Raw genomic sequence first — 12,958 nt, 5'->3', positions numbered from 1 at the left:
GCAGACTCCTGAACGTCGTTGAGCCGAGGCCAGGCGGGGGCGACCCGGGCGTAAAGCCGCGCCGTTCGACTCGCCAAAGTTCACAAAGTTCACACGTGTGATGCCGTTTCCCCCGCCGTCATGCCGGGCCCGGCATCCAGAGTCTCGGGCGACGGCGTCAGTGGCTCTGGATGCCGGATCAAGTCCGGCATGACGGGAGAGAGACCGATATTGCCTGCTTCGGCAATAGTTGCTAAAGCAACGATATGGAGCCGTTCACCGAGGCCAATTTCGTCCCCGATTCCTCGCCGGGCTATCTCGTGCGGGTGATCAACCAGATGAGCATGGCCGGGCTGGAACAGGCGCTTGCCGGTGAAGGGATCACCGCGACGCAATGGATGGCGATGGTTTCGCTCCATTTCCATTTCGCCGACACCTGCGGCGAACTCGCCCGTAGCCTGTCGCACGACAAAGGTGCGATGACGCGGCTGATCGACACGCTGGAAGAGCGCGGCTGGGTCGAGCGGATGCGCGCGGCGGACGATCGCCGGGTGATCCGGCTCGCGCTGACCCCCGAAGGCTATGACGTGGCGATGCGCGGACGGCGCAAGGTGATCGCGGCGTGGAATCACTGGCTCGCCGACTGGAGCGACGAGGACGTGACCGGGCTGGTCGCGACGCTCCAGCGGCTCAGGATATCGATGGAGAGGGCGGGTTGATGCGACGCTTGGTTCGTGAAGCGCTGAACCTTCCCGTTCGCCCTGAGCCTGTCGAAGGGCGTCCTGCCGTTCGAGAGGTGGGGACGCCCTTCGACAGGCTCAGGGCGAACGGCGCTTCTTCGCGCCGCGCTGTGACAATCCTCGCGCTCGTCACCGCCACCGCGCTTGCCGCCTGCGTGCCCGCCGACACGCGCCCGGCGGTCAGCCAGAAGGCGCCCGCCGATCTCGGGCTGGCCGGCGCGCCGATGCCGCAGGTCGATGCGCAATGGTGGCACGCGTTGGGCGACCCGCAGCTCGACCGGATCGTCGCCGAGGCGGTCGCGGGGAGCCCGACGCTCGATATCGCCGCCGCGCGGGTGCGACAGGCGCAGGCCGCGCTCGCCGCGAACAAGGCGGCGGACGGCCCCAATGTGACCTTCACCGCCGACGGCACCGGGCAGCGCCTGTCGGGCAATTACATCATCCCGCCGCCTTATGGCGGCACGGTGCGCTTCCTCGGCGACGCGACCGCCAATCTGGCGTGGAACCTCGATCTGTTCGGGCGGCAAAAGGCCGCGATCGCCGGCGCGCGCGCCTCGGCCGAGGCGGCAGCGCTCGATGCCGCGGCGGCGCGGCTGATGCTCGAGGGCGCGATCGTCTCGACCTATCTCGAGGTGGTGCGCGCCGAGCGGCAGGCGGCGCTGGCGCAGCGCACGATCGCGGCGCGGACGCAATCGCTCCAGCTCACCGACGTTCGCATCCGCAGCAACCTCGCGAGCAAGCTCGATCGCGAGGCCGCGGGGACGTTGCTCGCGCAGGCGCAACTCGCGCTGGCGCGGGCGGAAGCGGCGCGCGCGCTGGCGGTCAATGCGCTCGCCGCGCTTGCCGGGCGCGGCGCGGATTATCCCGCGACGATCGCCGCGACGCAGGTGCCGGTCGATGTGTCGCTGGCGCTCCCCGCGACGATCCCCGCCGACCTTCTCGCCCGCCGCGCCGATATCGCCGCGGCGCAGGCGCGGATCGCGGCGGCGGCGGCGGGCAAGCTCGTCGCGCGGCGCGCTTTCTACCCCGATATCAACCTCACCGCGCTGGCCGGGGTGCAGGCGATCGGCATCGCCAATATGTTCAAGGGCGATTCGAGCGTCGCCGGCGGCGGCGCGGCGATCCATCTGCCGATCTTCGACAACGGCCGGCTCAAGGCCGATCTGGCGGGCGCCACCGCCGGGCTCGATCTCGCGATCGCCGATTACAACCAGAAGGTGGTCGGCGCGGTGCGCGAATCCGCCGATGCGATCACCAAGATCCGCGCCGCCGAAACCGAGCGCGCGCGGCAGGCCGAGGTGGTGCGCGGCTATAGCGAGACCGCGCGGCTCAACCATATCCGCGTATCGAGCGGGCTCGCCTCGCGGCTCGACCTGATCGACACCGACGTGCGGCTGCTCGACGCGCAGCTTGCCGAAACCAATCTTGCCATCGACGCGCTTACCGCGCGCGCGCAGCTCGCCCAGGCGCTGGGCGGCGGCTTCGATCCTTCCCGGGGCATCACGCAATGACCGACGCAGAAAATCCCGCCTCCGCCAACGACGCACCGCCGCCGGCGGCTGCCGCGCCCGCCGCACCGCCGCCTCCGCCGGCACGCGGCAATCCGCGTGCGCGCAGGCGGCTGCTGACGCTGCTCGCGATCGTCGTGGTGGCCGCAGGGCTCGGCTATCTTATCTTCGGGGTGCTGCTCGCCCCGCCGTCGGAAGAGACCGACGACGCCTATGTCGCAGGCGACGTGGTGTCGATCACCGCGCGCGACGCGGGGACGGTGGTGTCGCTCCACGCCGACAATACCGAGGCGGTGAAGGCCGGCCAGCCGCTGATCGACCTCGATCCGGCGACCGCCGACGTCAATCTCGCCGCCGCCGAGGCCGAACTGGCGCGCGCGGTGCGCGCCACCCGCGCCGATTTCTCCAAGGTCGGGGCGGGGAGCGCCGCGGTGATCCAGGCCGAGGCGCAGCTCGCCGCGGCGCAGGCCGATTTCGCGCGCCGCAAGTCGGCCGCCGGGGCCGGCGCGATCTCGGGCGAGGAATTGAGCCACGCCGCCGATGCGGTGAAGGTCGCGACCGCGACGCTCGGGCTCGCCCGCGCGCAGGAGGCGCAGGCCAAGAGCGCGGTGGTCGGCACCGACGTCAACACCAACCCCGCGGTGCTCGCGGCGATCGCCGCCTATCGCCGCGCCGCGATCACCCGCGCACATATGCATATCATCGCGCCGATCGACGGCGTGGTGGCGCAGCGCAGCGTCCAGGTCGGCCAGCAGATCCAGGCGGGGACGCCGCTGATGGCGGTCGTGCCGCTCAACCGCGTGTGGGTCGACGCCAATTTCCGCGAGACCCAGCTGCGCGATCTGCGTATCGGCCAGCCCGCAACGGTGGTGTCGGACATGTACGGCGGCAAGACGGTCTATCACGGCCGCGTGATCGGCGTCGGCGCGGGGAGCGGCAACGCCTTCGCGCTGCTCCCGCCGCAGAATGCCAGCGGCAATTGGATCAAGATCGTCCAGCGCGTGCCGGTGCGGATCGCGCTGGATGCGAAGGAGCTGGCGGCCAATCCGCTGCGCGTCGGGCTGTCGGTCAATGCGACAGTCGACACCGCCGACAAATCGGGCGCGCGGCTCGCGCGCGGGGCGGCGGTGCCCTATCGCGGCGATGTCGCGGTCGACGGCAACGATCCCGCGGTCGAGGCGCGCATCCGCCAGATCATCGCGGCGAACCGCTGAGGCGGGGCAGATGCATATGGCTCCGTTCGCCCTGAGCCTGTCGAAGGGCTGCACTTCTTCGGAAGAAAAGGCAGGGCTTCGACAAGCTCAGCCCGAACGGGGAGAGGGGAGCGCGGGTTCGGCTGGCATGGCGACGAAGGAAGGCGCGCGATGAGTAGTGCTCCTCCCGCCCCCGCCGCGCCGCCGCCACTTCACGGCCCGCGGCTGGCGCTGGTCGCCGTCGCGCTGGCGATGGGGACGTTCATGATGGTGCTCGACAGCACGATCGCCAACGTCTCTTTGCCGACGATCGCGGGCAACCTCGGCGTGTCGAGCGACAATTCGACCTGGATCATCACCGCCTTCGCGGTCTCCAACGGCATTTCGGTGCCGCTGACCGGCTGGCTGATGCGGCGCTTCGGCGTGGTGCGCACCTTCTGCGCCTCGCTGGTGCTGTTCACGATCGCCTCCTTGCTGTGCGGCATTGCGTGGAGCCTTCCCTCGCTGATCGTCTTCCGCGTGCTGCAGGGGGCGGTGTCGGGGCCGATGATGCCGGGCAGCCAGGCGCTGCTGATCTCGGTCTTCCCGCCCGAGAAACGCGCCACCGCACTCGGCATCTGGTCGATGACCACCTTGGTCGCGCCGATCATGGGGCCGATCCTCGGCGGCTATATCTCGGACAATTACCACTGGAGCTGGATCTTCCTGATCAACGTGCCGATCGGGGTGCTGGTCGTCAGCATCTGCTGGCTCAATCTCGCCAGGCGCGAGACGCCGACCTTCAAGGCGCCGATCGATACCGTCGGGCTCGGCTTGCTGATCCTGTGGGTCGGATCGCTGCAGGTGATGCTCGATCTCGGCAAGAATGCCGATTGGTTCAACGATACGACGATCGTCGTGCTTGCGATCACCGCCGCGATCTCGTTCGTCGCCTGGCTGATCTGGGAGCTGACCGACGCCAATCCGACGGTCGATCTGTCGCTGTTCGCCAACCGCAATTTCGCGATCGGCACGCTCGCCTTCTGCCTCGGCTATGCGGTGTTCTTCGCCAATGTGCTGCTGCTGCCTTTATGGCTACAGACCCAGCTCGGCTACACCGCCACCTGGGCCGGGCTGGTCGCCGCGCCGAGCGGGGTGGTGGCGGTGATGATCACCCCGTTCGCGGCGCGCTTCGCCGGGCGGATCGACGCGCGTATCCTCGCCACCGTGGCGTTCGTCGGCTTCGCCGTGAGCTATTGGATGCGCTCGGGCTATACGACGACCGCGAGCTTCTGGGACTTCACCCTGCCCTTGCTGGTGCAGGGCGTGTCGATGGGCACTTTCTTCCTGTCGATGGTGACGATCTCGCTCGATCGCATCCCGCCGGAGAGAATCCCCTCGGCGACCGGCATCTCCAATTTCGCGCGGATCGTCGCGGGTGCCTTTGCGGCGTCGATCATCACGACGGCATGGGATCATCGCGCCGCGCACCACCAGGCGCATCTCGCCGCCGCGGTGGGGGATGGCATGCCCTATCGCCTGACGGTCGAGGGGCTCGGACGGCTCGGGCTCGATGCGACGCAGGCGGCGGCGGCGGTGACGCGGCAGATGGTCGGGCAGGCCTATCTGCTCGCCTCGACCGATCTGTTCCGGCTGTCGGCGTGGCTCTCCGCGGTGCTGATCGTCGTGGTGTGGTTCACCCGCCGCCCCGCCGCGAACAATGGGCCGGTGGCGGCGGATTGAGCAGAGCGTTTGGAAAATGCGCGAAGCCGCATTTTCGGCGGCACCAGCCCGCCATATCCCGAAGGGACATGCCAGACGGACGCTACGCCGCCTCGGTCGCCGCGATCCAGCCGCCGCCGAGCACGCGATCGCCATCGTAGAGCACCGCCGCCTGCCCCGGCGCGACGCCATATTCGGGGGCGTCGAACACCAGCCGGTCGCCCACCAGCCACGCCGGCACCGGCTTGGCCATCGAGCGCACCTTGGCGCTCAGCGGCGCGTCGAGCGGGCCGAGCACGTTGATCCCCTCAAGCCGCGCCGCGCCCACCGCCAGCGCGGCGCGCGGCCCGACCACCACCTTCTTCTCGGCGGCATCGACGCGCACGACATAGAGCGGCTCCGCCGTCCCGCCGATCTCCAGCCCGCGGCGCTGGCCGACGGTGAAATGGATGATCCCGCGATGCCGGCCGAGCGTACGCCCTTCGAGGTCGACGATCTCGCCCGCGGTATCGGCTTCGGGGCGGAGCTTGCGCACCAGCCCGGCATAATCGCGATCGGGGACGAAGCAGATGTCCTGGCTGTCGGGCTTGGCCGCGACCAGCAGCCCCAGCTCGGCGGCGATCTCGCGCACCCGTGGCTTGGGCAGGGCGCCCAGCGGGAAGCGCAGGAAATCGAGCTGCGCCGCCGTCGTGGCGAAGAGGAAATAGCTCTGGTCGCGCGCCGGATCGGCGCCGCGGTGCAGCTCCGGGCCGTCGGCGCCGATCACGCGGCGGACATAATGGCCGGTGGCGAGGCAATCCGCGCCGAGATCGCGCGCCAGCGCGAACAGATCGGTGAACTTCGGCCCCATGTTGCACTGGACGCAGGGGATCGGGGTGCGCCCGGCGAGATATTCGTCGGCGAAGCGATCGACCACCGTCTCGCGGAAGCGCGATTCATGATCGAACACATAATGCGCGATCCCCAGCCGGTCGCACACCGCGCGCGCGTCGCGGATGTCGCGCCCGGCGCAGCACGAGCCGGCACGCCCCACCGCCTCGCCGTGGTCGTAAAGCTGGAGCGTGACCCCGATCGTCTCCGCACCCGTCGCATGCGCCAGCGCGGCGACCACCGAGCTGTCGACCCCGCCCGACATGGCGACGACGATGCGCTTGCCCGACAGGCTTTCGCCCAACTGAAATTCAGCCCGATTCATCGCAGGTCCCGATATAGGAGCCCTCGGCGTTACGCAAAGTTACCTTTGTGAACGAACCGTTGCCCCGTCGTTTACGAGGTTTTTAACCCCCTTTGGTTAGAAGCGACCTGTGCCTCGCACGGCACGAGTAACGTAAGGGTCGTAATGGATTTGAGCTTCGCCGGATTCGACATCAAGGCCGATGCGGCAGTGCCGCTGCCGGTCGATCTCGCGGTGCTGCTTGTGCGGATCGCGGCGCGGCAGGCTGCCTCGCCGACCGCGATCGCCCAGGCGCAGATGATGCACCAACCGTCGCTCGGCGCGCGTTTTGCGCCAGCCGACGGTGCGTTCAACGGTATTGCCGCCCGGACGCTGACGGAATGGAGGGACCGGTGAACGGCGCGTTTACCGTGCTGCTTAGGCGGCACGCAACAGCCACCCGGTTACGTCATAGTCCCCGTAGTTGGAGAGGGGGCCCCCCGCCCCGAACCGAAGGTTAAAGTAATGATTGAAAACCAAAAAATCCGCCCTGCAAGGGTCATCGGGCCGCTCGGAGAACCGCTCACGCTGGAGACTTTGCCGCCCGTCAACACGACGCGCTGGGTGGTCCGGCGGAAGGCCGAAGTGGTCGCTGCGGTGAACGGTGGCTTACTTACGGTGGATGAAGTCTGCGAGCGTTACGGGCTGACCGTCGAGGAGTTCGCGAGCTGGCAGCGCGCGATCGATCGCTCCGGGATGCCCGGGCTGCGCGTGACGCGGATTCAACATTACCGGTCGCTCTACGAGCGCCAGCAGAAATATTGAGATCACCCGATCCGGCCCGCGCGGCCGGATAAGTGAGCGGCGCCGGCGTCGTTCCTTCGCCCTTCCCAACGGACAGCAACCGGGGAGGGCGAAGGAAGGGGGCCGGCGCCGTCTTATTGCCCGGGCATCGTGCGCCAGCCGGAACAAAGAAGGCCCATCGGCATTTACTTGATCAGGTAAGGCAGCCCGGCGCTCGCCGGGCGAAAGCTTGGGAGTAGTGCCATGGGTATCATTCTTTGGCTGATCGTCGGCGGCGTTATCGGGTGGCTCGCGAGCATCATCATGCGGACCGATGCGCAACAGGGGATTTTCCTCAACGTCGTGGTCGGCATCATCGGCGCGTTCATCGGCGGGCTGATCTTCTCCGGCGGCAATTTCGGCCAGGCCGGGCTGTCGGTCTATTCGTTCCTCGTCTCGCTGCTCGGCGCGGTGGTCCTGCTCGGGATCGTCAACCTCGTCCGCCGCGGGTCTGTGCGCTGATCCGTTACTGACGCAAACGTCGTCAAACGAAACGGCCGCCCGAGCGATCGGGCGGCCGTGTGTTTTTGATGTGGCGAGCCCGCCGCCTTAGATCTTTGCGTCCTCGCGAAGGCGGGGACCGGGTCTGAGCTCCCGCCTTCGGTCAGATAGGCGTCGCCAAAGGCTTCCGACGTCGTCATCCTTTCGTCATACCGGACTTGATCCGGCATCCAGGGCAACAGGCGATATCGCTCGTGGCTCTGGATGCCGGGTCGAGCCCGGCATGACGACTGAAGGGCAAGTTCGACTGGCGCGCGCTTATTGCAGCAGGAAGCGCACGCCGAGCGTCACCGACAGTTCGGTTTCGCCGGCGACGATCGGGGTTTCCGCCATATCGGCCTTGGCGGCGCGCATATAGGCGACCGGCGGACGCGGCGAGCCGCCGTCATTCTCGCCATTTTCGTTGATCGACACGATCCGCACGACGCGCAACCCCGCCGCCTTGGCATAAAGCTCGGCGCGGGTGCGCGCGGTCTTCACCGCCTCGGCGCGCGCCTCGTCGAGCGCGGCGCCGGGCTTGTCGATCGACATCGACGGCCCGTCGATCTGGTTGGCGCCCGCCTTGACCAAGGCGTCGAGCGCGGCGCCGCTCTTGGCGATATCGCGGAACTTCACCGAAACGTTGTTGCTCGCCTGATAGCCGGTGATCACCGGCGCCTCATTCTGCTGATAGCGATATTGCGGCGAGAGCCCGACGCTGCTCGTCATGATGTCGCGCTCGGCGATCCCGGCCGCCTTGAGCGCCTGGATCACGCGGGTCATCCGCGCGGCATTTTCGCTCAGCGCGGCGGCGGCGGTCGGCGCCTGGGTCACCACCCCGGCGCGAATCGTCGCGATGTCGGGGGTGCGGCTGACCTGGCCGGTAGCCGTGATATCGAGCAACGTCCCGTCGGGCAGGATCGCGGGCGTGGCGGCCTGCGCCAGCGCCGGGGTGGCGGCCGCGCAGGCGGCGAGCGTCACGAGGGAAAAGATTAGACGCATAGATTGCAAAGCTCCCGTGAAAATCACTTGCTGCGACGAGCTGTGGCAGAGCTTCGATCAACCGGGGATGAACGGCCCCAGCCTCAATTCCGCCACCTCGACCGGGCATTTGCGGGGGCACTTGAGTGCGGTGATTTATTCCGATAATACAGCGCCGAGGTAAATGAGGCGATCAGGGCGCCGGGACGGGGAAGTGAGCCGAATGAATTACGAATCCGGCAGTCTGGGCGGCGAGCGGCTGGCGATCGAGGGGCCGGATACCCGCGCGCGCAATCGGCGCCGCTGGATCATCGGCGGCGCGCTCGCGCTCGTGCTGGCGGGCGGCGGCGGTTATGCGCTGACGCATCGCGGCGGCGACGCGCCCGCCATGTCGCCGGCCGATCAGGCGCCGACCGTCACCGTGATGGTGCCGGGCAGCGGATCGGTCGCGCGCCAGATCAACGCCACCGGGTCGCTCGCCGCCAAGCGCGAGATGCCGGTCGGCGTCGCGGGCGAAGGCGGGATGGTGACCCGCGTGCTGGTCGAGCCGGGGCAGTGGGTCGCGGCGGGCGAGGTGCTCGCGGTGGTCGACCGCTCGGTGCAGGCGCAGACCGCGGCGAGCCTCAATGCGCAGATCGGCGTCGCACGATCGGATCTGGTGCTCGCCCAGCAGGAGCTCGAGCGCGCGCAGCAGCTCGTCGGGCGCGGGTTCATCAGCCAGGCCGACGTGCAGCGCCGCATCGCGACGCGCGATGCCGCCGCCGCGCGGCTCAAGGTGGCGCAGGCCACCGCCGCCGAGCAGGGCGCGCGCAACCGCCGGCTCGATATCCGCGCGCCGGAAGCGGGGCTGATCCTGACGCGGCAGGTCGAACCGGGGCAGATCATCGGCGCGACCACCGGCACCCTGTTCCGCATGGCCAAGGGCGGCGAGATGGAGATGCGCGCGCAGCTCGCCGAGGCCGATCTCGCCAAGGTCCGCGTCGGCGACGGCGCCATCGTCACCCCGGTCGGCGAATCGCGCTCCTTCTCCGGGCATGTGTGGCAGGTGTCGCCGGTGATCGATCCGCAGACGCGGCAGGGCATCGCGCGCATCCAGCTTTCCTACGATCCGGCGCTCCGCCCGGGCGGTTTCGCCTCGGCGACGCTGATCGGCGGGGCGAGCAACGAGCCGCAATTGCCGCAATCGGCGATCCTGAGCGACGACCGCGGCAATTTCGTCTATATCGTCGGCAAGGACAACAAGGTGGAGCGGCGCAACGTTCGGCTCGGCACCGTCACCGATCGCAACGTCGCGATCGCCGAGGGGCTGACGGGCAACGAGCGCGTGATCCGTTCCGCCGGTGCTTTCCTCAATCCGGGGCAAAAGGTCGTCCCGGTCGTGGAAAAGGGCACCGAGAAAGCCAAAGGCTGATAGCGCCATGAGCTTCCGCAATATCTCCGCCTGGTCGATCCGGAACCCGGTTCCGTCGATCGTGCTGTTCTGCATGCTGACGGTGGCCGGCATCGTCAGCTTCATCCGCATGGACATCAACCAGGATCCGGACATCGAATTCCCGGCGGTGACGGTGGAGATCTCGCAGCCGGGCGCGGCGCCGAGCGAGCTCGAAACGCAGGTGACGCAGCGGGTCGAGGCGGCGGTGCGCTCGGTCGAGGGGATCGACGAGATCCAGTCGTTCGTCAGCGAGGGCAGCTCGACCACCTTCGTCCAGCTCGACATCGGCACCCCGATCGATCGCGCGGTGAACGAGGTGCGCGACGCGGTGGTGCAGATCCGCTCCAACCTGCCCGAAGGCATTCTGGAGCCGCAGATCACCCGCGTGAAGGCCAACGACAATGATGTCGGCAGCTATTCCGCGATCGCCAGCGACATGACGATCGAGCAGCTTTCCTGGTACATCGACAATACGGTGGCCAAGGAGCTGCTCTCCGTCCCCGGGCTGAGCAAGGTCGAGCGCAACGGCGGGGTCGATCGCGAGATCCGCGTGATTCTCGATCCGGCCAAGCTCGCCGCATTCGGGCTCACCGCGAGCCAGATCAACCAGCAGCTCCGCCAGGTGAACCTGAACGCGGCGGGGGGGCGCTCCGAAATCGCCGGGGCGGAACAATCGCTGCGCGTGCTCGGCAACGCGCGCAACGCTTACGAACTCGGCCAGACGCAGATCTCGGTCGGCGACGGGCGGACGGTCAAGCTCGCCGACGTCGCGACGGTGCGCGATCTCTATGCCGAGCAGCGCACCGCCGCGGCGGTCGACGGCCGCCCGGTGCTGAGCTTCGATTTCAAGCGCGCCAAGGGCTATTCCGACGTCACCGTGTTCCGCGAGGCCAAGGCCAAGCTGGAGATGCTGGAGAAGCGCAACCCCAAGGTGCATTTCCAGCTGCGCTACGACGGCTCCAAATATGCGCTGGAGCAATATAAGAGCGCGATCCACGCGATGCTCGAGGGCGCCGCGCTGGCGGTGCTGATCGTCTTCCTGTTCCTGCGCGATACGCGCGCGACGATGATCTCGGCGCTCGCGATCCCTTTGTCGGCGATCCCGGCCTTCTGGTTCATGGATCTGATGGGCTTCTCGCTCAACGGGATGACGCTGCTCGCGCTCAGCCTCGTCGCCGGGGTGCTGGTCGACGACGCGATCGTCGAGATCGAGAATATCGTGCGCCACATGCGGATGGGCAAAACCGCCTATCAAGCGGCGATCGACGCAGCGGACGAGATCGGTCTCGCGGTGCTGGCGACGACGATGGCGATCGTCGCGGTGTTCCTGCCCGTCGGGCTGATGCCGGGGATTTCGGGGCAGTTCTTCCGCAACTTCGGTCTCACCGTCGTCGTCGCGGTGCTGATGAGCCTTGCCGTCGCGCGGCTCATCACCCCGATGATCGCGGCTTATTTCCTCAAGGCCGGGGGCCACGCCACGCATGGCGAAGGCTGGCTGATGGACGTCTATCTCAAGGTGCTGCACTGGACGATGGACACCGGTCGCGCGCCGGCGATCCGCGCGCAGGGCGGCCTCAAGCGGCTGACCGGCTATTTCCGCGATCATCGCCTGTGGGTGATCGGGATGGGGGTCGGCGCCTTCCTGCTGACGATCGTCTGCTTCGGGCTGATCCCGATGCAGTTCCAGCCGGCGATCGACGACGAGCGCTCCGCGGTGACGATCACGATGGCGCCGGGCTCGACGCTGGCGCAGACGCAGGAGACGGTCGACAAGGTCGTCGCGCTGCTGCGCAAACAGCCCGACGTGCGGAGCGTCTACAGCCGCACCGCGGTCGGCTCGGGCCGCGTCACCGCGCAGTTCAAGGACCACAAGTCGATGACCTCGACCGCGTTCGAGCGCAGCCTGGCGCCCGAACTGGCCAAGATCCCCGACGCGCGGGTCAATTTCCAGTCGCAGTTCGGCTGGGGCGAGAATAACCGCGACGTCTCGATCACGCTGGGCGGCGACGATCCGGCGCAGTTGCGGCAGACCGCGGATCAATTGGTCAACGAGATGACCAAGATTCCGGGGCTGATCGCGCCGCGCATCGCCGGCGGGCTCAACCGGCCCGAGATCGTGATCAAGCCGCGGCTCGATCTTGCCGCCAATCTCGGGGTGACGACCGCCGCATTGTCCAACGCGATCCGCATCGCGACGATCGGCGACATCGATCAGAACAGCGCCAAATTCTCGTTGAGCGACCGCCAGGTGCCGATCCGCGTCGCGCTCGATCAATCGTCGCGCACCGAACTCGCCACGATCCAGAACCTGCCGGTGCAGACGCTGACCGGCGGGTCGGTGCCGCTGTCGGTGGTGGCGGATATCGGCTTCGGTTCGGGGCCGACCAAGATCAACCGGCTCAACCAGCAGCGCCAGCTGACGATTGGCGCCGACCTCTCCTCGGGGCTGGTGCTCAGCAATGCGATGAAACAGGTCAATGCGCTGCCGACGCTGCGCAACCTGCCGATCGGCATCCAGCGGGTCAGCGTCGGCCAGGCGAAATGGCAGATGGAGATGCTGACCAACTTCATCTTCGCGGTGATCGCGGGGGTGTTCCTGGTCTTCTCGGTGCTGGTGCTGCTCTATCGCCGGCTGCTGCCGCCGCTGGTCAACATGGGGTCGCTGCTGCTCGCGCCGCTGGGCGGGCTGATCGCGCTGCTGATCGTCGGCGATCCCTTGTCGATGCCGGTGTTCATCGGGCTGCTGATGCTGCTCGGCATCGTCGCCAAGAATTCGATCCTGCTGATCGACTTCGCGCTGGAGGAGATCATGAAGGGCGTGCCGGTGCACGATGCGATCATCGACGCCGGGCACAAGCGCGCGCAGCCGATCGTGATGACCACCGTGGCGATGGTCGCCGGGATGGTGCCGACCGCCTTGTCGCTGTCGGGCGACGGATCGTGGCGCG

At 68.0% G+C, this 12,958-nt stretch carries 11 protein-coding genes; 9 read left to right on the top strand and 2 right to left on the bottom strand.

Annotated features, from left to right (window positions below):
• Positions 1-245: 245 nt before the first annotated feature.
• The 4 genes from BGN95_RS26970 to BGN95_RS26955 all read left to right on the top strand — a co-directional run bounded on the left by BGN95_RS26970 (position 246) and on the right by BGN95_RS26955 (position 5,142).
• Positions 246-698 (top strand): MarR family winged helix-turn-helix transcriptional regulator, encoded by a 453-nt coding sequence (locus tag BGN95_RS26970; protein ID WP_265270108.1) that lies wholly within the window; start codon positions 246-248, stop codon positions 696-698.
• 131 nt (positions 699-829) lie between these two features.
• Positions 830-2,230 (top strand): efflux transporter outer membrane subunit, encoded by a 1,401-nt coding sequence (locus tag BGN95_RS26965; protein ID WP_265270106.1) that lies wholly within the window; start codon positions 830-832, stop codon positions 2,228-2,230.
• Positions 2,227-3,441: an HlyD family secretion protein gene (locus BGN95_RS26960; protein ID WP_265314386.1), complete on the top strand. Its 1,215-nt coding sequence runs from the start codon at positions 2,227-2,229 to the stop codon at positions 3,439-3,441. Before BGN95_RS26965 ends, BGN95_RS26960 begins: the two co-directional genes overlap by 4 nt.
• Before the next feature lie 150 nt (positions 3,442-3,591).
• Entirely contained in the window at positions 3,592-5,142 is a 1,551-nt protein-coding gene (locus tag BGN95_RS26955) for a DHA2 family efflux MFS transporter permease subunit (RefSeq protein ID WP_265270102.1), read from the top strand.
• Positions 5,143-5,224: 82 nt separating this feature from the next.
• On the opposite strand, the gene mnmA is transcribed toward BGN95_RS26955, so the two are convergent.
• Positions 5,225-6,316, bottom strand: a complete 1,092-nt coding sequence (mnmA, locus tag BGN95_RS26950; protein WP_286774617.1) for a tRNA 2-thiouridine(34) synthase MnmA — start codon at positions 6,314-6,316, stop codon at positions 5,225-5,227.
• Positions 6,317-6,460: 144 nt separating this feature from the next.
• On the opposite strand from mnmA, the gene BGN95_RS26945 reads away from it, so the two are divergent.
• The 3 genes from BGN95_RS26945 (at position 6,461) to BGN95_RS26935 (ending at position 7,579) form a co-directional block, all read left to right on the top strand.
• Positions 6,461-6,691, top strand: a complete 231-nt coding sequence (locus BGN95_RS26945) for a hypothetical protein (protein WP_179513289.1) — start codon at positions 6,461-6,463, stop codon at positions 6,689-6,691.
• Between the two features lie 108 nt (positions 6,692-6,799).
• Positions 6,800-7,099, top strand: coding sequence for a CtrA inhibitor SciP (gene sciP, locus BGN95_RS26940; RefSeq protein ID WP_179513290.1), 300 nt, complete (start codon positions 6,800-6,802; stop codon positions 7,097-7,099).
• A gap of 222 nt (positions 7,100-7,321) precedes the next feature.
• Positions 7,322-7,579 carry a GlsB/YeaQ/YmgE family stress response membrane protein gene (locus tag BGN95_RS26935; protein WP_286774616.1) on the top strand — a complete coding sequence of 86 codons (258 nt, stop codon included), beginning with the start codon at positions 7,322-7,324 and terminating at the stop codon, positions 7,577-7,579.
• A 297-nt stretch (positions 7,580-7,876) separates the two neighbouring features.
• Here BGN95_RS26935 and BGN95_RS26930 read toward each other — a convergent pair whose 3' ends face one another.
• On the bottom strand, positions 7,877-8,599 hold the full coding sequence (locus tag BGN95_RS26930; protein WP_265270096.1) for an SIMPL domain-containing protein: 723 nt from the start codon (positions 8,597-8,599) through the stop codon (positions 7,877-7,879).
• A 202-nt stretch (positions 8,600-8,801) separates the two neighbouring features.
• On the opposite strand from BGN95_RS26930, the gene BGN95_RS26925 reads away from it, so the two are divergent.
• Entirely contained in the window at positions 8,802-9,989 is a 1,188-nt protein-coding gene (locus BGN95_RS26925) for an efflux RND transporter periplasmic adaptor subunit (protein ID WP_286774615.1), read from the top strand.
• A 7-nt stretch (positions 9,990-9,996) separates the two neighbouring features.
• Positions 9,997-12,958, top strand: a 2,962-nt coding sequence (locus tag BGN95_RS26920; RefSeq protein WP_502688363.1) for an efflux RND transporter permease subunit, incomplete at its 3' end; no start/stop codon positions are given.

This window comes from Sphingomonas sp. 66-10 (assembly GCF_001897045.1).
GTDB classification, from domain to species: domain Bacteria; phylum Pseudomonadota; class Alphaproteobacteria; order Sphingomonadales; family Sphingomonadaceae; genus Sphingomonas; species Sphingomonas lycopersici.
This window is presented reverse-complemented; position numbering and strand designations above follow the sequence as displayed.